This window comes from Saccharomonospora azurea NA-128 (assembly GCF_000231055.2).
Lineage (GTDB): Bacteria > Actinomycetota > Actinomycetes > Mycobacteriales > Pseudonocardiaceae > Saccharomonospora > Saccharomonospora azurea.
Map to the genome: position 1 here is coordinate 466,521 of NZ_CM001466.1, position 19,582 is coordinate 486,102.

Here is a 19,582-nt window from a genome sequence, read left to right on the forward strand (position 1 = left end):
AGCCATTAGCGCTAAGCGGAGCATCTACAGGCAAGATGATCTCCGGTGCTTGCCCGCCGGTCTGACTCGAAAAACAAGGGGCCTGTCGTGCCTTGTAAGCGATACGTCGACCGGTCGGGCGGGTGCCACCGGCGCGGCCGGTGGCGAGGATGTGGCCTGATAGGAGCCCGAGCGATCCCACTGTAGTTCTGCCCTCCATCGCAACCGGTTGTGCTGGCCGGAAGGTCATCGAGTTGCGAGGAGGACACGTGCCCGCTGGTGTGCAGGATGCCGACGTTGTCGTGACGGTGGGAGTCGACACGCATTCCGAGATCCATGTTGCGGCAGCACTGGACCAGTTCGGGCGTCTGCTGGGCACCACAATGGTCCCACCACCACCGCCGGCCATGACCAGCTCGTGTCCTGGGCGACCGGATTCGGCGTGCTGCACTGCTTCGGCTTGGAAGGCACCGGCTCCTACGGCGTCGGTCTGGCCCGCCATCTGCGGACGCAGAGCCTGGAGGTCATCGAGGTAGTCCGGCCGAACCGGCAAACCCGCCGGCGCGCTGGCAAGACCGACGCGGTTGATGCCGAAATCGCGGCCCGCGTGGTGCAATCCGGCACTGTGCTGGGTGAGCCGAAGACCGCCGACGGCTCGGTGGAGATGATCCGCACGCTGCGGATCGCCCGCCGTTCTGCGATGAAGGCCCGCACACAGACTGCGAACCAGCTCCGCGCCGTGCTCGTCACCGCCCCTCAACAGCTGCGTGACCGTCTGCGGAAGCTGTCCATGGCGCAGCTGGTCGTCACCGCCGCGCGGATGCGACCGGGCGCGATCACCAGCCCGGAAGCAGCCTGCAAACTCGCGCTGAAGTCGCTGGCTACTCGGTATCAGCAGCTCAGCACGGAGATCGACGCTCTCGACGGCCAGATCGCAGAACTGGCCAAGCAGGCAGCCCCGGACCTCGTCGCGATCAAAGGCGTGGGCACCGACATCGCCGCCGCGCTGCTCGGGCCGCCGGAGAAAACCCCGAACGCCTGCGATCGGAAGGAGCATTCGCGCACCTCTGCGGCGTCTCACCGATCCCCGCATCCTCCGGCAAGACCAACCGCCACCGGCTCAACCGTGGCGGAAACAGGGACGTCAACCGGGCTCTGCATCTGTTCGCGATTGGTCGTCTGAGCAACGACGCCAGGACCCGCACCTACGCCGCTCGACGCACCTCAGAGGGCAAGTCCAAGCGGGAAATCATCCGGTGCCTCAAACGCTACCTGGCGCGCGAAGTCTTCAAGGCTCTCACCAGCCATAACACCGCTCTAGCAAGCAAATCAAGGCCGCCGAACTACGAGCCGCTTGACGCATAGGGGCATCGATTAGCCGTGTCGGTGCTGGTCAGGGTGTCGTGGTAGCTGGTGGATGATCTGCTTGGCTGGTGGCCCGGTGTTGGCCTGCGGAGGTTGTTGGTGAGGATGTGCCCGTCACTGATCGTTTCGGGGGTGGGGTGGTGTCTGGGGTGTCCACGAGGTTCTTCTCTGATGAGGAGATCAGGCGGCTATGCACGTTGCCGTGGCTGGGTTTCGTTCCGGACGGCGTGGGCGCGTTGCGGTGCAGCTGGGTGTTCCGATCGCGGATCTGGCCGGGTACGGGGCGCAGAAGCAGACCCGTGCGGGCCGGACGGAGTGGAAGGATCTGGAGGAGTTCCTGCTCGCGCGTGTGGTCGAGCACGACGCGCCGAGCGTGTTGTTCCGGCTGGGGTACCCCTGCTATTGCGTTGATCATCGCGCAACGCCGCCGTGGATGCCAAAGCATTCTGGTATCGGCGAGAGCGTGTGTTGAGGGTTCATGCGCTGAATCGTGTCCGCGAGGTGTTATCGCCTCCTTCGCAGCGCTCGAGGTGCGGGAACCCGCGGTCCACGGCAGTCTTCTCGTCCATAACCCTGTGCCCTGTGCTCGAGTACGAGCCGCCAGCATCGCCGGTGCCGCACGAGTCCGCCCGACTGTGTGCTCGCCGCAGCGGGGTCACCAGTCCGTCTATAAGTCATCACGTTTGTCTACTAGGAGGTGGCGTCGTCGCTGGAGATCTCGCCCACGTGACGGGGACGCTGGTGTGAGTGTGCTGCGGCCAGGATTCCGACGACGGCGAGGATGGTCAGTCCGCGTTCGGTCCAGGGTCCGAGGCGGTCGGCCAGGGTTGTGGTGTGGCGTAGGGGAACGTCTTCGATCAGGGATGCGGTGGTGAACATGTCCGTGATCTGGGCGAGACTGCCATCGGGCCGGATGATCGCGCTGACACCGCTGGTGGCTGCGACGATCACGGCTCGGCCGTGTTCGACGGCGCGCAGACGGGACATGGCCAGTTGTTGGTAGGTCATCTCTCCGCGGCCGTACCAGGCGTTGTTGGTCGGGACGACCAGGAGCTGGGCGCCCTGGTTGGTGGCTTCGCGGGAGACGTGGTCGTAGGCGGCTTCGTAGCAGATGGCGATGCCGACGGTGGTGTCGGCGATGTCGAGAACGCCGGGTCTGGTGCCTGCGGTCAGGTCTGTGGTGTCGGCGAACGGAGTGAAGAGGGCGGCGATGGACCGCAGCGGTATGTATTCGGCGAAGGGAACCAGTTCCTGCTTGGCGTAGCGCTGGCCCTGGCCGGTGTGAGGGTCCCAGGCAATGACCGCGTTCTGGCTGGACCCGGTGGGCGGCTGGTACAGCGCCCCGATCAGTGTCGGTGCGCCGAGGTCGGCGACGATGTTGTCGATGGCCTGATCGGGGCCGGTGATCTCGGTGGCGGTCTCCGGCCACACCACGAGGTCCGGTCGGGGCAGCGCGCCGGAACGGATTCGGGTCGCCAGCTCCTGACTGGCCTGGAGGTGGTGGCGGCGCAGGGTGGAGCGTTGCCCGAGTAGCCCGAGTCCTATGTTGGGGGCGTTGCCCTGCACAACGGCGACGGTGCGGGTGCCGTCTTGCGGTTCGGTGCCGACCGTGGGCCACACCAGGAGCGCGGCGATGACGGGCACCAGGGCTGCCGAGACTGGTGTACACCACGCCGGGCTGGGTCGAAGCCCGTGCTCGTGGACGTGTGCGATCAGAGCGGCCAGCCCGAATCCGGTGAGTAGCACGGCGAAGCCGACCAGCGGGGCGCCGCCGATCGACCCCAGGGACAGGAACGGGCCGTCGACCTGGCCGAAGGCGACTCGGCCCCACGGAAATCCGTTGAACGGAAACCGGGAGCGGACTGCTTCCTGGGCCAGGAACACCAGCGCCATCCATAGCGGCGCGGCGGGCAGCCGGCCGACCAGGGGCAGCAGTGCGCATGCGGCCGCCACGAAGGCGGCCATCACCGTGGACAGCGCCAGCCAGGGCACGGGGCCGAGTTCGGCGCCGAGGAAGTCCTGGATCCAGAAAAGGTGCGGCAGGAAGAACGCCAGCCCGAACACGAACCCGTAGCCGGCACCGGCCCGGGCGCGGCGTCCGCGCAGGGCGAGGCCGAGCAGCGCGAAGGCCACCGGTGCCAGCCACCACCACGGGCGGGGCGGGAAGCTGACGGCCAGCAGCAGACCCCCGGCAGCGACGCTGGTGATGGAGACCACCCACCGTCGCTTGACTTGGGAAGCCCCGACACTCTCGTCCCGCGCACGGCCGGTCGACTGCGTGCCGGTCTCGCCCGACCCCTGCGCGGGGAGCACCTGGCTCATTTCTGCCCTGTTCCGGTGGTGTCCTCGTCGGCAAGGGAGCGGCTCAGGGTCTGCGTGAACTGCTCGACAATGTGGAAGGGCGTGGGGTGCTCGGGCGCGACGGATGGTGCCGTCGCGCCCGAGCACATAACAGCACGGCTCCAGTGGTGGTGGCGACGGCGAAACCGGCGATTCCGAGCAGCGGGTTGGGGTTGGGAAATCCGAATATTTCGGCTTGTGGAGTGCACATGGTGCCACAGCTGAGGATGGCCCGACGAAGCTTTCATGTTCCGGGTCATGGGCACACCGTTCCTTCAAGAATTCGGGCCGCTGGGTGTTAGAGCGGGGTGGTGAATCCGGCGATGGGGCCGCGTAGCACGGCGACCAGGTCGGCCCACAGGCCGGTCACCAGCAGTACACCGACGCAAAGCAGCAGGACCCCGCCGGTGATCTGGACAGCCCTGGTGTGTCGGCGAAGCCATCCGGCGGTGGTGACCGCCCAGCGGGCGCTCACCGCGAGCAGTACGAACGGCAGGCCGAGGCCGAGGCAGTAGGCCAGTACGAGGAGGACACCGCGCCAGATCGGTGGTCCGGCCTCGGTGCCGCTGGCCAGTGCGATGACACCGGCCAGGGTTGGTCCCAGGCAGGGGGTCCAGCCCAGGCCGAAGACCGCGCCGAGCACAGGTGCACCCCACAGGCCGTGCTGGGGACGGTGGCGCAGCCGGATGTCGCGCTGCAGGGCGGGGATGAGGCCGAGGAAGGCCAGGCCCATGGCGATGGTGACCACGCCGCCGATGCGTTGCAAGAGTGGTTCGTTGGCCAGCAACGCATCCGACACGCCGAGCACGGTGAGCACGGCCGCGCCGAACACGATGGTGAAGCCAAGCACGAACAGCAGAGCCGCGCCGGCGACCCGCCAGCGGTCACGGCGGCGCGCGGCCGTTTCGGCCTCGTGCACCGCAGGTGCCTCGGCGCCGACCAGTCCGGCCAGGTAGGCCAGGTAGCCGGGAACGAGGGGGATGATGCAGGGTGAGGCGAAGGAGACGGCGCCGGCGGCGAAGGCCACCAACGCGGCCAGCAGCAGCGGTCCCGTGATGGCCAGGTCGGTGAGAGTCACGGCCGACCCCCTGTGGTGGGTGATGAGGCGGCTGGTTGTTCGGCGGCGATGCGCTGCACCACGGGCAGCAGGTCGGACTCCAGCAGAGCGGTCAGGAACACCGCCGCCACCCGGTGCTTGCGGTCGAGGATGATCGTGGCGGGCACCACGCTGCGGGGGAAGCCCTTCAACGCCAGCAGCGACCGGCCGGCCGGGTCGTACAGCGAGGGATAGCTGACCTTGAAGTTGGTCATGAAGTCCTGGGCGGCGCTGCGGTCGTCGCGGACGTTGACGCCGAGGAACTGCACCCCGCTGTCCTTGGTTTTGGCATAGACCGTTTCCAGGTCATCGGCCTCGGTACGGCAGGGTCCGCACCAAGAGCCCCACACGTTGAGCACCACAACCTTGCCCGCGTATTGCGATAGGGACAACTCGCGGCCCGGCTCGGTCAGGCTTTCCCCGGACAGCTGCACCGCTCCGCGCTGCTCGGGAGGATCATAGAAGATCTTGGTCTGGCCGCCGGGGGAGGCGAACTCGAAGCTGCTGCCAGTGGTTGCGGGGCCGCAGCCACTGGCCACCACCAAAACGACAGCGGCGGTGGCTCCGGTAATCCTGCGGCGGAACTTAGTGCGCCAGTGCTGAGAGTGGCGACGGGGCGTGCGGCTGGGAGCGCACCGCATGGTGGCGGACCGCCGTCGGCGTGACAAGACGGCTATACGGAAAGGATTCACGGGAAGGTACCTCCGGGCGACCTGGGCAGGCCAAACGTGGCCAACGACTCGACGTCAGACACCGCATGTCCTGCCTGGACAGGGTGGGGACGTGCGTGGAGTCGTCTACGTGCGCAGGACGCAGAGTTGCGAAAGCCGGGGAGCGCCGGTACGTGTCCGGTGCGCGAATCGCGTCGGGGTTGTCGGCGGTGGTGGCGCGGTGACCGCGCCGGGCCGCAGCAGCCAGACGAGTAGGAACAGCACCGCCAGCATGGCCAGGCACAGTCCGACAACACCACCGAGATCATTTGGTGATCCCGTGGTGTCGGCCGGGGCGGCCCATGCGGCAGGCTGCGTTGGCGCTGGAAGGTGGTTGCCCGACAGCAAGAGCGACACGCAGTCGCCGGTTGTGTCCGCGGCGGGCTGTGGTGCGGAGTGCACCGGGGTGCTGCCACTGCTGTGCTCAGCATCCGAGACGAGCACCGGGGTGCAGGGCGTTGCCATCGCCGTCGCGTTGCCGCACAGGGCGCCTTGCAGCAGTGCCACCAAGGTGAGCGCGGCGAGCACGGCGACGAGCCGCGCGAGGCCAGCTCGCACGGCCCTTGGGGCGCTCGTTCCGTCAGGCACGAGCATGAGGGTAAAGGCTGGTCGGCGGTGCCTGACCCACACCCCCGCACTGCGGACACCACCGACGTGCAAGCTCGCCCGACGCTCGCGGCGGTTGTTCACCGGAGCGGGACGATCCTGCGGTACTCGCCGCCAGGTGACTGCTGCGCCCGTTGCTCGACGCCTTCCACGGTGACGTCGTCGAAGTGGCGGCAAGGGCTGAACTGGCTGCTCACCGCCTGCCACACCCGGGTCGGCATCGGCGCCGGCCGCCGTGTGCAACCGCAAGCTGTTCGGTGTGGTCTGCACGAGTAGGAACATCTCAGCCCCCGGGGATGCGGTCGATCAGCGAGCCGAGCACGAGCGGAGCGATCGTGACCCGCTCGCCTGTCGGGGTGGTGAAGGTGAGGGTGCCGGCAGTGCGACCTTGGACCCGCAGCCCAGGCAGCGGGTCGCTACACGGGCAAGGCGTCGGGCCGGGCCAGCACCCTCTCGTCGAGGTCGTGCGCAGGAGCGGCTGGATGCGGATGACAATGACGTCCCAAGCCACGATGAACCAGGCCAGCCAGCGCGCGAGCCCACGGCGGACCAGACGCGTCTCACCTTGCTGTGTCCTAGCTGATCACCCCGAACCGGTCTCGACCGTGCGTTCGGCGTGCATAGTGGCGAGCACGAGGGCGATCGCGCCGAGGGTGATGAGCACGTCGGCGCCGTTGAAGGTGGGGAACCAGCCGGTGTGCAGGTAGTCGGTCACGACGCCGTCGGCGACACGGTCGATGAAGTTGGCTAGCGCGCCGGCCAGCATCATCGCCAATGCCGCCGACAGGGCCAGGGTGGCGGTGCGGGTCGTGCGCCAGGCGAACACGCCCAGCCCGGCGGTGATCAACCCGGTCACGGTGAGCACGACCCAGGCGGGCAGGGTGTCGCCAAGGCTGAACGCGACACCGGGGTTGAACGCCAGCCGCAGCTGGATGATCCCGAGATCCACCGCCTGGCCGTCGGTCAGGCCGCGCTCGGCCCAGGCTTTCAGGCCCAGGTCGAGCGCGGCCAGCACGACTACCGCGCCGATCAGCGCGAGTCGTGCACGGGGTGCCCGTGTGGCGGGGGCGGGGTGACCGGTGGTCACGAGGACGCCCCCACCGCCGCAGTGGGGACCAGCGGCGCCTGCCGGTCGCCGGGGGTGATCGCCAAGGGCTTGGCGCGGCCGGCGCGCACCCCGTTGGCGATGACCACAACCTCGGCCACCTCGTGCACCAGCACCACCGCCGCCAGGCCGAGCACCCCGAACAGCGCCAGCGGCATCAAGGCGATGATCAACCCGAGGGAGAGTCCGACGTTCTGCAGCATGATCCGGCGGGCGCGGCGGGCGTGGTCGAGGGTGTGGGGCAGGTGCCGCAGGTCCTCGCCCATGAGGGCGACGTCGGCGGTTTCGATCGCGACGTCGGTGCCCATGGCGCCCATGGCGATGCCCAGGTCGGCGGTGGCCAGGGCGGGGGCGTCGTTGACACCGTCACCGACCATCGCCATCGACCGCTGGCTGCCCAGTTCGCTGATGATGCGGGCCTTGTCCTCCGGGCGGAGTTCGGCGTGCACGGTGTCGATGCCGGCTTCGGTGGCCAGGGCGGTGGCGGTGGCGTGGTTGTCGCCGGTGAGCATGGCGACGTGGTAGCCGCCGGAGTGCAGCCGGGTGATGACCTCGGCGGCTTCGGGGCGCAGTTCGTCGCGGACGGCGATCGCGCCGATCACGCGGCCGTCGTCCTCAACAAGCACGGCGGTGGACCCGGCTTGCTGCATGCGCTGCACGTCGGTGGCCAGCGGCCCGGCTTCCAGCCAGCCGGGGCGGCCCAGCCGCACCGGGCGGCCGTCGAGCTGGCCGGTCAGCCCGGCGCCGGTGACCGCCTCCACCTCGGCCGCGGGGGTGATCGTCTCGCCGTCGACGGCAGCGAGGATCGCGCGGGCCAGGGGGTGTTCGCTGCGGGCTTCCAGCGCCGCGGCCAGCTCCAGCACCCGCTCGCGCGGGGTCCCGTCGGTGGTGGCGACGTCGACCACGGCAGGCTGGTTGCGGGTCAGGGTGCCGGTCTTGTCCAGCGCCACCCCCCGCACGCGGCCGAGGGCCTCTAGGGCGGCGCCGCCCTTGACCAGCACACCGTGCTTGCTGGCCGCGCCGATCGCGGCGACGACCGTGACGGGGATGGAGATCGCCAGCGCGCACGGCGAAGCGGCCACGAGCACGACCAGGGCGCGTTCGATCCAAGTGCCCGGGTCGCCAAACAAGCTGCCCAGGCCCGCGATGAGCGCGGCGGCGATCATGACGCCGGGTACCAGGGGTTTGGCGATGCGGTCGGCCAGGCGCTGGCTGGCGCCCTTGCGGGACTGCTCGGCCTCCACGATCCGCACGATCCGGGCCAGGGAGTTGTCCTCGGCGGTGGTGGTGACCTCGACCTCCAGCACGCCGGTGCCGTTGATCGACCCGGCGAACACCTCACTGCCGGGACTGGCTTCGACCGGCACGGACTCGCCGGTGATCGCGGAGACGTCCAGCGCGGTGCGGCCGGTGCGGATCACGCCGTCGGTGGCGATGCGCTCCCCGGGTTTGACCAGCATCCGGTCCCCGACCCGCAGCTCCGAGGGAGCCACCACGGTCTCGCTGCCGTCGCGCAGCACCGTGGCTTCCTCGGGGACCAGGGACAGCAGCGCCCGCAAGCCCCGGCGGGTGCGGGCCAGGGAGTATTCCTCCAGGCCCTCGCTGATGGAGAACAGGAAGGCCAGCATCGCGGCCTCGCCGACCTCACCCAGGATCACCGCGCCGACCGCGGCGATGGTCATCAGGGTGCCCACCCCGATCTTGCCCTTGACCAGCCGCTTCAGCGTGGAGGGCACGAAGGTGTAGGCGCCGGCGACCAAGGCCAGCGCTTTCAGGGCGAGCGCCAGTGTTGAGCCCGCTCCGGCCCACTCCACCGCGTATCCGGCGATCAGCAGCACCCCGGCGATCGCGGCGAAGCGCAGTTCGGTGACCTGCCAGAGCCGTTCCGGTTCGTGCTCTTCTTCCTCGCCGGTGCGGGGTTCGTCGCTGCCGCAGCCGCAGGCGTCGCTCACCGCACGACCTCCTCGTTCTCGGTGTCGCCGGTGGTGTCGGTGCCGTAGGTCGGGCACAGCGCCACCGCGTTGCCGGTCGCGGCCAGCAGCGTCTCAGCCGAGGCCAGCAGGTCCATCAGCTCCGGGCGGGCCAGGCTGTAGAACACCTGCCGACCCTGCGGGCGGCCCACCACCAGCCCGCAGTCCCGCAGGCACGCCACATGCGCCGACACCGTCGACTGCGCCAGCCCCAGTTCAGCGATCAGGTCGGCGACCCGGGCCTCCCCACCGCTCAGGCGCTGCACGATCGCCAACCGGGTGGCGTCCGAGAGGCTGTGAAACAACGCGACCGCGGGATCCAGGCCCGCACCCACCGCACTCGCTGCGAGACATCCGTCCCTAGTATTTATCGCCATACGGCGATGATAGCAGGGAGAAATGATGGAATCGAGGTTCGGCGATCAACCAGTCAGGTCGAGACCGTGCCGGGGAACTCTCGGGCCCGACGCCGCCAGCCACTGGGCGACCGTGGCCGCCGTCGGTGAGCGGGCGGTGTGGTCCGCCGCGCCGTGTGCCGGCCGCACGCCGCGGAGCTGACGATGTGGCAGGGCACCGTGGCTTTGCGGCCGGGTCGGTTGGTTTACGCCGGTCAGGTAGGCGACGCGCACCGGCACCGGCACGCGGCGGTGCAGCTCGTGCTGGCCACCGAGGAACTCGTGTGGCTGTGTGACGGATCCGGTGCCCAATGGCGGGGCCGTGCGGCGGTGATTCCCTCCGGGGCCGAACACGAGATCGCTGGTGGCGGGGCGGGGGTGCTGGCCTGGATTGATGCTGATGGGGCGCTGGGCCAGGCGTTGACCGCGCGGGTACGGCGCACCGGGTTGCCGGTCGGCTCCGTGGCCGCGTGGGCATCCGCGGCGCAGCCGCTGCTCGACACCAGCCTCGCCGTCGGTGACTCCGCCAGCGGGATGGTCGACCAGGTTCTCGCCACGCTGGCTCCGGCGGGCGCGCCTGCCCCAGTGTCGTTGCACCCCGCGCTGCGGCAGGCGATCGCGGTGTTACCCACCATGCTCGACCAGTCTGTCCGTCTGGAACGGCTCGCCGCGGCCGTGGGGATCTCGGCCAGTCGACTCGGTCACCTGTTCAGTGACGAACTCGGCTTGCCGTTTCGCGCGTATGTGCGGTGGGCGCGCTTGCAGCGCGCGATCGATCACGCCCGGCTAGGCGGCACACTCACCGAGGCCGCCCACGCCGCCGGGTTCGCCGACAGCGCCCACCTCACCCGGGTCTGCCACGAGATGTTCGGCCTGGCCCCGTCAGGGTTGGCCCGGGCCGTGCACTGGCACCGGCGGCGCGCTGTGAGTGGTTAGCGAGTTTGTTCAAGCCACACGGGGTCCTCAGCCGCCACGCTCAGCAGCATGCGCACACTGATCCGATACGGTTACGTGCCCTTCATGCTCCTGGCCATCAACGGCACCGGCATCGCCATCCTCTCCTCCGGCGGCCACAAACTCTGGCTTCTCGGCCTGCTGCTGCTGGCCATCGCAAGCTCCTTCGCCGCCGAGCGCGTCCTGCCCTATCGGCAAGACTGGAACACCTCACACGACGACAGCCGACGCGACGCCCTCCACGCCGCGGTCAACGAAACCGTCACCCTCGGTAGCGTCGCCGCCCTGCCGATTCTCACCGCCATCGCCTCGATCGACGGCGTCTGGCCCCATGACTGGCCTTTCCTCGTGCAGGTGCTCATCGCGGTACTCGTGGCCGACCTCGGCATCACCCTGGTCCACCTGGCCAGCCACAAAATCCCCGCCCTGTGGCGGTTTCACGCCGTGCACCACAGCGTCAAACGCGCCTACGGCTTCAACGGACTGATGAAACACCCCCTCCACCAGACCATCGAAACCGCCGCCGGAGTCGCCCCCCTGATCCTGCTCGGCCTGCCGACCAGCGTCGCCTACGCCCTCGCCCTCTGCGTCGCGGTCCAACTGCTCCTCCAGCACTCCAACGTCGACTACCGAGTCGGCCCCCTGCGCGCCGTGCTCGCCCTCAACCAAGCCCACCGCTTCCACCACCTGAAATGGGCCGGCATCGGCGACGTCAACTTCGGGCTGTTCACCCTGATCTGGGACCACCTACTCCGCACCTACTCCTACGACCCCGAACGTCGCTTCACCAGCGACGACCTCGGCATGGCCGCCAAACCGCACTACCCCAACGGCTACCTCGCCCAACTCGCCGAACCCTTCCGCCCCAGCGGGGCTTGCACCACCGACCAGCCACACACAAACCCACTGCCCCAGGTAAAGCCCGGCGCAGCACCTCACTGACCGACGTCGAGCCTGCTCATCGTTGGTCGTGGTTACAGGAGGCGGCGTCGGTGCCGCAGCAGTCCACGCTCATACCGGATCCGCCTCCACCTCGGGCGCCGTGGTCGCCGACAGCAACTGCTCCCCCGAGGGCGCGAGCCGATACATCACCAGCTTGCCGTCCCGGCGCGAGCTCACCAGTCCCGCTGCGCGCAGCTGACGCAGGTGGTGTGACACCAGTCCTTGCGATGAGCCGACGATCCAGGCCAGATCGCACACACACAGCTCGGTTCCGACCAGCAGGGCATGTGCGATCCGCAGCCGGGTCGGGTCGCCCAGCGCCCGCAAGCGTGTCGCCTGCCGGTCGAGCGGGTCGGCCTCCGGAAGCGCCGCACGCAAGCTCTCCGCGTGGTCGAAGTCGATACACAGCAGCTCGCACCGGTCATCACTCATGAGGCTCAAACTAACGAGCGTCAATATGTTCGGGCGAGCACGTATAGAGTTCGGACTCGAGCGGCCAAAAGCTGGCCGAGGCGAGGATGAAGGTGATGACGCGCAATCTGAAGGTCACGATCGTGCTGGCAGCGGTGGCCACCGTGGCCGTGGCAGTTCTGCTGGTCGCCACCCGCCCGGACACCGCACCGCCGGCGGAGGCTCACGGGAAGAACACGAACGCCGAACTGCTCGTCCGTCCCGACAGTCATCGACTGTCCTCGGCTTCCGACGACAAGGTCACCCTGGTCGAGTTCCTCGACTTCGAATGTGAAGCCTGCGGCGCGGCCTACCCGGCCGTGGAGCAGCTCCGCGAGGAGTACGCGGGCCAGATCACCTACGTGGTCCGGTACTTCCCCATCCCCAGCCACCCGAACGCCGAACTCGCGGCATGGACCGCGCAGGCAGCAGCCGAGCAAGGCAAGTTCGAGGCCATGTATCAGATGCTGTTCGAGAACCAAGCCGAATGGGGACACCGTAAGCAACCACAACGGGACATGTTCCTCGGCTACGCACGGCAGATCGGGCTCGATCTCGAGCAGTTCCGTGAAGACTGGGACAGCGCGGCGACCAAGGACCGCGTGCGGCGAGACCAGGCCGATGGCCAAGCCCTTGGAGTCCAGGGCACCCCGACGTTCTTCCTCAACGGCGAGATGATCGCACCACAGTCCCTGGATGACCTACGAACCGCAGTCGAGTCCGCGCTGGCCCGACCGTGACTACCGCACCAGAGGAGCTGGCATCCGGGCCGGACCGGAACGCGGCTCCGGAAACACGCTTCTTCCTGACGCGCGCGGCCGCGTGGGTGCTGGCCGTGGGTGGCGCGGTTGGCTCGCTGGCCGCGGTGGCACTGTTGATCGAGAAGATCAACTCGCTGGCCGATCCGAACTACATTCCTCTCTGCAGTATCAATCCGATCTTGTCGTGTGGCTCGGTGATGTCGACACCACAGGCGGAGGTGTTCGGGTTTCCCAACCCGGTCATCGGCGTGGTTGCCTTTCCCGTGGTCGCCACCATCGGGATAACGGTGCTCACGGGAGCGCGTCTGCCGCGGTGGTTCTGGCTTGGTCTGCAGGCGGGCACCCTCTTCGGGGTGGGGTTTGTGCACTGGCTGTTCGTGCAGAGCGTGTACGAGATCGGTGCCTTGTGCCCGTACTGCATGGTCGTCTGGGCGGTGACCATTCCGATCTTCTGGTACACCACCCTGCACAACCTCGCCGCCGGAAACCTCCCGCTCCCGACAGCGCTGCGCCCGCTCTCGGGCTCGCTGCTCCGCTACCACGGTGCGATCCTCACAACGTGGTACCTCATCCTCATCGCCCTGGTCGGTCAAGCATTCTGGCCCTACTGGTCCAGCCTGATCGGCTAGCGGGGACACAGGATGCGCAGCATGTACGCCCCACCCCGCCACCACAGCCAGCTCACCTTGCGACTGTGGTCGCCTCCTGTCTGCCGCTGCCAGATCATCCCGGGCTTGACGGCCAGAGTCTCGACAGTGACGGGGTGGTAGCCGAGCATTCCGTGACGACCGATGCAGGTGCCTCACGGAGTGGCTGACAGATCGTGGCGGTGCGGGCATCGATGTTGGGCAGGCCAAGGTTGCACAGCCACAGGCATATTGGTCGCGATGGTCATGTTGGAGCGGTTTCCGAGGTAGTCGAGCAACACGCCGGCAAAGGGCTGCGGAACCGATGTCGGTGGGTCGCCAAGGTGGATGAGAACCTGGTCCTCGCCGCGCAGTACGTCATCGGTGGTCAGCCGCGCGATCTTCACCAGGGTTGGGCGTAGAGCAAGATCAGCAGCGCAACCACCCGGCCCGAGGCCGGGATGGTGCCCTCGGATCCCCTCCTTCTACACCCTGCTCGTCGACAAGGTCGCTGACGACGAGATACGCCGCGACACCCGCTGACCAGCGCGTGCACGGCTGAGAGTTGTTTTTTCGGCGCCTGCTACCGGGAGGCCAGAGACGTGGGGCGTCGTCACGGCAGCGGAGTGAGCGGGTGGCCGAGCGGGGCGAGGACGAGCCCCGCGAGCGGCCCGAGCGCCAGTGACACGGCGGCCGCGACCGCGGCGGCGCCGGCGGCTCCGTGGTTGGTCGGCAGCGTGAGGGGTTCGGGGCGCACGGCGGGCGCGATCCAGCGCAGGTAGTAGAACAGGCTCGCGACGGTGTTGGCGATGGCGACGGCCACGAGCCAACCGAACCCCGCGTCGAACGCGGCGGTGAACACGGTGAGCTTGCCGGCGAACACGCCGGTGGGTGGGGTGCCGACGAGCCCGAGCAGGCACACCACGAGGCTGATCGCCAACCAGGGGTGGCGCCGCACGAGCCCGCGATAGTCGGTCAGGGTCTCGGCGTTGGGCAGTGCCGCCACGACCGCGAACGCGCCCAGGTTCGTCACGGCGTAGGCGGCGAGGTAGAGCAGCAGGCTCGGCAACGCGAGGGTGGACGCGCCAGCTGCGGCGACCGCCATGAGCAGGTAGCCCACCTGACTGATCGTCGAGTATGCGAGCAGTCTGCGGACGTTGTCCTGGAAGAAGGCGGCGAGGTTGCCTAGCGTCATCGTGGCGGCCGCGACCACGGCCACGAGCAGCGGCCAGTTCAGCGCCGTCGGCGCGAGCACGGCCGCGACGAGGCGGTACACCGCCACCAGTGCACCGATCTTGGGAATCGTGGTGACGAGCGCCGACACCGGGGGACGGGCGCCCTGTGTGACGTCGGGTACCCAGAAGTGCACGGGTACCGCGCCCGCCTTGAACATCGGCCCGGCCAGCACCAGGACGGCACCGGCGGCGACGGCTGCGGCGGGTGTCGTGGGCAGGGTCTCAGCCAGTCGGGCGTAGCCGGTGGAGCCGCCGACGCCGAACACGGCCATCACCCCGAACAGCATCACCGTTCCGGCGAGCGCGCTCAGGAGGTAGTACTTCATGGTCGCCTCGGTGCCGGGGGAGTCCTTCGCGAACCCGACGAGCGCGTAGAGCGGCACGCTCGCCAGCAGGAAGGCGGCGACGAGCAGCAGCAGGTCGTTCGCACCGGCGAGCACGATGGTGCCGAGCGCGGACAGCAGCAGCAACACCACGAACTCGCTCTGCCGCGCGTGGCCACGGAACTCGCCCGAGATCGCCAGCACCAGCAGCACCGACACCAGCACCACGATGCGCACCACGGCCGTGGCCACGTCGAGCGCGTAGGCGCCCTCGAACACCGTCGTGCCATCACGCGGCCAGCCCACCACGGTCGCGGCAACACCGGCGACGCACACTGCACCTGCCAGCGCGGCCACGAGCCACTGGGCGCGCCGGGGCAGATATGAGCCCAGCAGCAGCCCGCACACGGCACCGCCGGTGAGAAACAATTCCGGCAGGATCAGACTCAGGTCGGCGAGCATCGTGCGGGGCATGTCAGCGGCTCACCAGCGTTCCGACGACCCGGGCGGCGGGCTCGATCACGTCCAGCAGGAATCGGGGAAACACTCCGATGAGGACGGCCAGTGCCAGCAGCGGCACGATGGCGGCCGCCTCGGCGCCCGCGAGGTCGGCCACGTCGCCGTTACCGGCTGCACGCACCGGCCCGAGGAAGACCCGCTGCAGGGCGCGCAGGAACAGGGCCGCGGTGACGAGAATGCCGACGACGGCCAATGCCGTGGCGACCGGGACAGGGCCCAACGCGCCCGTGAAGATCTGGAACTCCGCGATGAACCCGGAGAATCCGGGCAGCCCGAGTGATGCGAACGCGGCGACGGCAGTGACCCGAGCGAACCAGGGCGTGCGAGCCGCAAGGCCCCCGTAGGCGTCCATGTCGTAGGTGCGGCCGCGTTCGTAAAGCACCCCGGTGAGCAGGAACAGCGCTCCGGTGATGAGCCCGTGGCTCACCATCTGTGTGACGGCACCGGTCACCGCGAGGTCGTGGGCCTGCGCGTCCGACGTCGCGACCAGCCCGGCCGCCCCAAAAGCCAGCAGGATGTAGCCCATGTGGTTCACCGACGTGTAGGCGACCATCCGTTTGAGGTCGTTCTGTCCCAACGCGACGAATGCCCCGTACAGCACGCCAGCTACACCGATGGCGACGATGGCCGGTGAGTAGTCACGCCAGGTGCCCGGCAGGATCGGCATTGCGATCCGCACGAAACCGTAGGTGCCGAGCTTCAGCAGCACCCCGGCGAGGATGGCCGAGCCCGCAGCGGGTGCCTCGGTGTGCGCGGGAGGCAGCCAGGTGTGGAACGGTACCGTCGGTGTCTTCACGGCCAGGCCCACCAGGATCGCCAGCAGCACCAGCACGCTGAAGATTCCTCCGCCCGCGAGCGGGTTTTGCGCGGTCAGGGCCACGATGTCGAAGGTGTGGGGGTCGGAGGCCACGTACAGGCCGATGAAGCCGAGCAGCAGCGCCAGCGAGCCGAGGAACGTGTAGAGGAAGAACATCAGTGCTGCGCGCGCCGCGCCGCGGTGTCCCCAGAGCGCGATCACGAAGTACATGCCCACGATGGACAGGTCGAAGAAGACGAAGAACAGGATGAGATCCAGGGAGACGAACACCCCTAGGCACACCGTCTGCAAGAACAAGAACAGCGCCGCGAATGCCCGCATCCGGTGGGTTTGGCGCAGCGAGTACAGCGCGCAGGCGAGAAACAGTACCGCCGTGAGCGCCACCAGCGGCAGACTCAGCCCGTCGACCCCGATGTGGTATCCCGCACTCACGGTCGGAATCCAGCGCTGGTTCACCTCGTAGGCGAATCCGGACGGCCCCGGCGCGAACCCGATCCACAGCGCCACCACCAACGCGAGATCTGCCGCGGTGGCCGCGATCCAGACCGAGCGCACCACCCTGTCACTCACCCGTGGCATGGCCACGAGCCCGACCGCGACCGCGAGCGGCAGGAACACCACGACGCTGAGCACGTTCACCTCACCTTCGACCCTGGTCACAACACGATCAGCAACACGACCAGCGCCGTGAGCAGGACGGCGATCTCGGCGTAGTACTGGTGGAGCTGCCCTGTCTGCGGACGGCGCGCGAGGTGGCCGAGCCGCCGAACACCACCGGCGACTCCGCGCACGGCGCCACCCACCACCGGTTCCCAGCGCAGCGTCGTCATGCGAGCCAGCCGCAACCCGAGCGTGGCCGTCCCGCGCACGGCACCGGCCACCACCTGGTCGTCGAACCGGGCGAGTACCTGCCCCGTTGTCACGGCGGGACGGGCGATCCGTTCGCGCGCGAATGCTTCCAGACCCAGCCAGCGCAGCAGCCCGCCCTGCTCCGGCACGTCACCACGGAGGCGGACCACGGCGACGGCGGCAGCGGCGGCGGCCAGCGCCACGGCGGCGGAGACGGCGGCCTCCCACCATTCCGGGGTGGCTTCCCGGCCGTGGGACACCAGCCTGGCGAACGCCGACCACACGCCGGGCACCGCGAGCACGCCGAGCAGCGCGGCCCCGGACGCCAGCGGCGGCAGCACCACGCTCTGCGCCCGGCTGACGCGGCGCGTGCCTGGGTGCTCGGTGTCGAACCGCGGTTCCGCCGTGGGCGGCGACCACACCAACGTCACCGCCCGCATCGCGTAGGCGGCACTCAGCGCGGCAGCGGCGAGACCGACGAGATACAGCGCCGGTGCGGACGGCACTGTGGCCGTGAGCACCTGGTCCTTCGTCGCCCACAACGACAATGGGGGCAGCCCGGCGAGCGTCACCGCGCCCACGGTGAACGTGGTTCCTACCACCGGGTAGCGCCGTGCCACGCCCGTCAGATCCGGCAGGTGCTTGGTGCCGAGTGCCATCAGCCACGCCCCGGCCGTCAGGAACAGCAAGCTCTTGGTGAGCGCATGTGCCACGAGTTGCGCGCTGCCGGCCGCCACGCCACCCGCTCCGGCTGCCAGCACCATGAAACCCACCTGCGAGCACGTCGACGCGGCGAGCAACTGCTTGAGGTCGGTCTGCACCACCGCGACGGCACCCAGGGCCAGCGCCGTGATCGCGCCCAGCCACGCGACGAGCGGGGGCGCCCAGGGGGTGGCCGCGAGCAGCGGCTCCAGCCGCAGCAGCAGGTACGACCCGGCCGCCACCATCGTGGCCGAATGCAGCAGCGCCGAGGTAGAGCTTGGACCGTCCATTGCGCGGGCCAGCCAGAAACTGAACGGCAGTTGTGCCGACTTCCCCGCCGCGGCAAGGATCACGCCCCCGGCCACGACGTCCCGCCAGCCGTCCGGCAGTCCTGCGAGCGCGTCTAGCGTGAGACCGCTCGCCCCACCCGCGAGCGCGGCGCCCGCCGCCACGTAGAGGCCGAGATCGGCCGCCCGGGTGACGAGGAACGCCACGGTGCCCGATGCGGCGCGCCGGCGCTGGCGCCAGTGGAACCCGATGAGCGCGTACGACATCGCGCTCATGACCTCCCACGCCATGAGCAGCGTGACGAGCGTGGTGGCCGTGACGGTCAGCAGCATCGCGCTCGCGAACACGAGCATCAGCCCGTGGTAGCGCGCCTGCGCCTCGCCCGCGCCGAACTCGCCCGCCGCGAACACGAGCACGGCGAGCGTCACCACCGCGACGGTCACCACGAGGACCGCCGAGAGCCCGTCCACCCGCAGCCCGAACGTGATGCCGCGCAGGTAGGGAACCGACATCGCCGGGCGGATGATCGCGGCTGCGATCGACATTCCCAGCGTCACCACGGACGTCGTGATCGACACCACCGCAGCATGATGGTCGGCCCGATGGCCGGCCACCAGCAGCGCGACGCCGACGACGAGGGGCAGCCCGAAGAGTGACCACAGCATGCCCGTCAGTCCTTCAGGTCGGCGGCCATGTCGGTCATGTCTACGTCACGGGCCCGCAGCAGCGCCGTGGCCACGGCGAACCCGGCTGCCATCTCGATGGCCATCGCGGTCACCGCGACCGCCACGAGCACCTGGCCGTCCGGGCGGACCGGCGAGGTGAAGTACCAGAACCCGGCACCGCCGACGAGCACGCCGTTGATCATCAGTTCCAGGCCCATCATCACCATGACGATGGACTGCTGGGACAGCGCGCCGTACACCCCGACGCTGAACAGCGCCGCTGCCAGCAGCAGGTAGTCCTGCAGCGTCATCGGCCGACACCTCCGCGCACGGGGTCACGCGGTCGCGTGCGGTCCAGTCGGTCGCCGAAGCGGTCGTAGCGGCCCCGGTGGGTCGAGAGCACGACGGTGACAACTATCGCGGCGAACAAGGCCAGCCCGAGCACCATCATCACGAGCATCTTTGAGCCCATGAGCGCCTCACCCAGCTGCCTCGTGGTGTCGGGCGGTGGTGAGGCCTGCGACGTGGGCCAGTCGATGAGGTAGATGCCCGCTACGAGCAAGGCGAACGTCCCGACGGCGATCCCCAGTGAGCCCTTCGGGTTGTGCACCATGCTCATGGGCATCAATCCGGCCGGGTTCATCATGTACATCACCATGAAGACCACCATGATGAGCATTTCCATGATCATCATGAGGATGACGAGCACACCCAGATAGGTCAGGTGGACCAGCAGCAACGCCAGTCCCGCGAACACGAACGACGCGAGCAGCGAGAACGTGGCCCTGGCCATGGAATCCACTCGGAACACCAGGATTCCGGTGATGACGGCACCGGCCGCGCACAGCCAGAACGCGATCTGTGTCCACATCGGTCCACCTCCTC

Annotated in this window: 19 protein-coding genes and 1 pseudogene; 6 read left to right on the plus strand and 14 right to left on the minus strand. The window is 68.9% G+C overall.

Annotation, left to right across the window (positions count from 1 at the left end):
• Nucleotides 1-260: 260 nt before the first annotated feature.
• Nucleotides 261-1,344 (plus strand): annotated as a pseudogene (locus SACAZDRAFT_RS02155) (IS110 family RNA-guided transposase).
• Nucleotides 1,345-1,534: 190 nt separating this feature from the next.
• Nucleotides 1,535-1,816, plus strand: coding sequence for a DUF4158 domain-containing protein (locus tag SACAZDRAFT_RS02160; protein WP_005438214.1), 282 nt, complete (start codon nt 1,535-1,537; stop codon nt 1,814-1,816).
• Between the two features lie 218 nt (nt 1,817-2,034).
• On the opposite strand, the gene lnt is transcribed toward SACAZDRAFT_RS02160, so the two are convergent.
• The 7 genes from lnt to SACAZDRAFT_RS02190 all read right to left on the minus strand — a co-directional run bounded on the left by lnt (nt 2,035) and on the right by SACAZDRAFT_RS02190 (nt 9,548).
• Nucleotides 2,035-3,666, minus strand: coding sequence for an apolipoprotein N-acyltransferase (gene lnt, locus SACAZDRAFT_RS02165; RefSeq protein ID WP_005438215.1), 1,632 nt, complete (start codon nt 3,664-3,666; stop codon nt 2,035-2,037).
• Between the two features lie 316 nt (nt 3,667-3,982).
• Entirely contained in the window at nt 3,983-4,762 is a 780-nt protein-coding gene (locus SACAZDRAFT_RS02170; RefSeq protein WP_005438216.1) for a cytochrome c biogenesis CcdA family protein, read from the minus strand.
• Nucleotides 4,759-5,421, minus strand: coding sequence for a TlpA disulfide reductase family protein (locus tag SACAZDRAFT_RS02175; protein WP_005438217.1), 663 nt, complete (start codon nt 5,419-5,421; stop codon nt 4,759-4,761). The genes SACAZDRAFT_RS02170 and SACAZDRAFT_RS02175 overlap by 4 nt, the downstream gene beginning before the upstream one ends.
• 156 nt (nt 5,422-5,577) lie before the next feature.
• Nucleotides 5,578-6,078: a hypothetical protein gene (locus tag SACAZDRAFT_RS22835; protein ID WP_157606507.1), complete on the minus strand. Its 501-nt coding sequence runs from the start codon at nt 6,076-6,078 to the stop codon at nt 5,578-5,580.
• A gap of 601 nt (nt 6,079-6,679) precedes the next feature.
• On the minus strand, nt 6,680-7,111 hold the full coding sequence (gene lspA, locus SACAZDRAFT_RS02180) for a signal peptidase II (protein ID WP_232286339.1): 432 nt from the start codon (nt 7,109-7,111) through the stop codon (nt 6,680-6,682).
• A 68-nt stretch (nt 7,112-7,179) separates the two neighbouring features.
• Nucleotides 7,180-9,153: a heavy metal translocating P-type ATPase gene (locus SACAZDRAFT_RS02185; RefSeq protein ID WP_005438220.1), complete on the minus strand. Its 1,974-nt coding sequence runs from the start codon at nt 9,151-9,153 to the stop codon at nt 7,180-7,182.
• Entirely contained in the window at nt 9,150-9,548 is a 399-nt protein-coding gene (locus SACAZDRAFT_RS02190; protein ID WP_005438222.1) for an ArsR/SmtB family transcription factor, read from the minus strand. Before SACAZDRAFT_RS02190 ends, SACAZDRAFT_RS02185 begins: the two co-directional genes overlap by 4 nt.
• A gap of 183 nt (nt 9,549-9,731) precedes the next feature.
• Here SACAZDRAFT_RS02190 and SACAZDRAFT_RS02195 point away from each other — a divergent pair, with 183 nt between their 5' ends.
• Both SACAZDRAFT_RS02195 and SACAZDRAFT_RS02200 read left to right on the plus strand, forming a co-directional pair.
• Nucleotides 9,732-10,502: a helix-turn-helix transcriptional regulator gene (locus tag SACAZDRAFT_RS02195; RefSeq protein WP_005438224.1), complete on the plus strand. Its 771-nt coding sequence runs from the start codon at nt 9,732-9,734 to the stop codon at nt 10,500-10,502.
• A 48-nt stretch (nt 10,503-10,550) separates the two neighbouring features.
• Complete coding sequence (locus SACAZDRAFT_RS02200; protein WP_005438226.1) at nt 10,551-11,462, plus strand: sterol desaturase family protein; 912 nt, start codon at nt 10,551-10,553, stop codon at nt 11,460-11,462.
• A 69-nt stretch (nt 11,463-11,531) separates the two neighbouring features.
• Here the strand turns inward: SACAZDRAFT_RS02200 and SACAZDRAFT_RS02205 are convergent, their stop codons facing one another.
• Nucleotides 11,532-11,894: an ArsR/SmtB family transcription factor gene (locus SACAZDRAFT_RS02205; RefSeq protein ID WP_005438228.1), complete on the minus strand. Its 363-nt coding sequence runs from the start codon at nt 11,892-11,894 to the stop codon at nt 11,532-11,534.
• 86 nt (nt 11,895-11,980) lie between these two features.
• Between SACAZDRAFT_RS02205 and SACAZDRAFT_RS02210 the strand changes: the two genes are divergently transcribed.
• Nucleotides 11,981-12,652, plus strand: a complete 672-nt coding sequence (locus SACAZDRAFT_RS02210) for a DsbA family protein (RefSeq protein ID WP_005438230.1) — start codon at nt 11,981-11,983, stop codon at nt 12,650-12,652.
• Nucleotides 12,649-13,302, plus strand: a complete 654-nt coding sequence (locus SACAZDRAFT_RS02215) for a vitamin K epoxide reductase family protein (RefSeq protein WP_005438231.1) — start codon at nt 12,649-12,651, stop codon at nt 13,300-13,302. Before SACAZDRAFT_RS02210 ends, SACAZDRAFT_RS02215 begins: the two co-directional genes overlap by 4 nt.
• A 173-nt stretch (nt 13,303-13,475) precedes the next feature.
• Here SACAZDRAFT_RS02215 and SACAZDRAFT_RS22840 read toward each other — a convergent pair whose 3' ends face one another.
• The 6 genes from SACAZDRAFT_RS22840 to SACAZDRAFT_RS02240 form a co-directional block, all read right to left on the minus strand.
• Nucleotides 13,476-13,706, minus strand: coding sequence for a hypothetical protein (locus SACAZDRAFT_RS22840; RefSeq protein ID WP_157606499.1), 231 nt, complete (start codon nt 13,704-13,706; stop codon nt 13,476-13,478).
• Nucleotides 13,707-13,912: 206 nt separating this feature from the next.
• Entirely contained in the window at nt 13,913-15,331 is a 1,419-nt protein-coding gene (locus SACAZDRAFT_RS02220) for an NADH-quinone oxidoreductase subunit N (RefSeq protein WP_005438235.1), read from the minus strand.
• Nucleotide 15,332: 1 nt separating this feature from the next.
• Nucleotides 15,333-16,826 carry a complex I subunit 4 family protein gene (locus SACAZDRAFT_RS02225; RefSeq protein ID WP_005438236.1) on the minus strand — a complete coding sequence of 498 codons (1,494 nt, stop codon included), beginning with the start codon at nt 16,824-16,826 and terminating at the stop codon, nt 15,333-15,335.
• Between the two features lie 23 nt (nt 16,827-16,849).
• Nucleotides 16,850-18,697 carry a proton-conducting transporter transmembrane domain-containing protein gene (locus SACAZDRAFT_RS02230; RefSeq protein WP_005438237.1) on the minus strand — a complete coding sequence of 616 codons (1,848 nt, stop codon included), beginning with the start codon at nt 18,695-18,697 and terminating at the stop codon, nt 16,850-16,852.
• Between the two features lie 5 nt (nt 18,698-18,702).
• Entirely contained in the window at nt 18,703-19,008 is a 306-nt protein-coding gene (locus SACAZDRAFT_RS02235) for an NADH-quinone oxidoreductase subunit NuoK (protein WP_005438241.1), read from the minus strand.
• Nucleotides 19,005-19,568 carry an NADH-quinone oxidoreductase subunit J gene (locus SACAZDRAFT_RS02240; protein WP_005438243.1) on the minus strand — a complete coding sequence of 188 codons (564 nt, stop codon included), beginning with the start codon at nt 19,566-19,568 and terminating at the stop codon, nt 19,005-19,007. Before SACAZDRAFT_RS02240 ends, SACAZDRAFT_RS02235 begins: the two co-directional genes overlap by 4 nt.
• Nucleotides 19,569-19,582 lie beyond the last annotated feature (14 nt).

Coding starts and splice junctions, on each gene's coding strand:
- SACAZDRAFT_RS02160 (WP_005438214.1), top strand. CDS start 1,535: ATGCACGTTGCCGTGGCTGGGTTTCGTTCCGGACGGCGTGGGCGCGTT.
- SACAZDRAFT_RS02200 (WP_005438226.1), top strand. CDS start 10,551: ATGCGCACACTGATCCGATACGGTTACGTGCCCTTCATGCTCCTGGCC.
- SACAZDRAFT_RS02175 (WP_005438217.1), bottom strand. CDS start 5,421: ATGCGGTGCGCTCCCAGCCGCACGCCCCGTCGCCACTCTCAGCACTGG.
- lnt (WP_005438215.1), bottom strand. CDS start 3,666: ATGAGCCAGGTGCTCCCCGCGCAGGGGTCGGGCGAGACCGGCACGCAG.
- SACAZDRAFT_RS02230 (WP_005438237.1), bottom strand. CDS start 18,697: ATGCTGTGGTCACTCTTCGGGCTGCCCCTCGTCGTCGGCGTCGCGCTG.
- SACAZDRAFT_RS02210 (WP_005438230.1), top strand. CDS start 11,981: ATGAAGGTGATGACGCGCAATCTGAAGGTCACGATCGTGCTGGCAGCG.
- SACAZDRAFT_RS02220 (WP_005438235.1), bottom strand. CDS start 15,331: ATGCCCCGCACGATGCTCGCCGACCTGAGTCTGATCCTGCCGGAATTG.
- SACAZDRAFT_RS02240 (WP_005438243.1), bottom strand. CDS start 19,568: ATGTGGACACAGATCGCGTTCTGGCTGTGCGCGGCCGGTGCCGTCATC.
- SACAZDRAFT_RS02235 (WP_005438241.1), bottom strand. CDS start 19,008: ATGACGCTGCAGGACTACCTGCTGCTGGCAGCGGCGCTGTTCAGCGTC.
- SACAZDRAFT_RS02205 (WP_005438228.1), bottom strand. CDS start 11,894: ATGAGTGATGACCGGTGCGAGCTGCTGTGTATCGACTTCGACCACGCG.
- SACAZDRAFT_RS02195 (WP_005438224.1), top strand. CDS start 9,732: ATGTGGCAGGGCACCGTGGCTTTGCGGCCGGGTCGGTTGGTTTACGCC.
- SACAZDRAFT_RS02190 (WP_005438222.1), bottom strand. CDS start 9,548: ATGGCGATAAATACTAGGGACGGATGTCTCGCAGCGAGTGCGGTGGGT.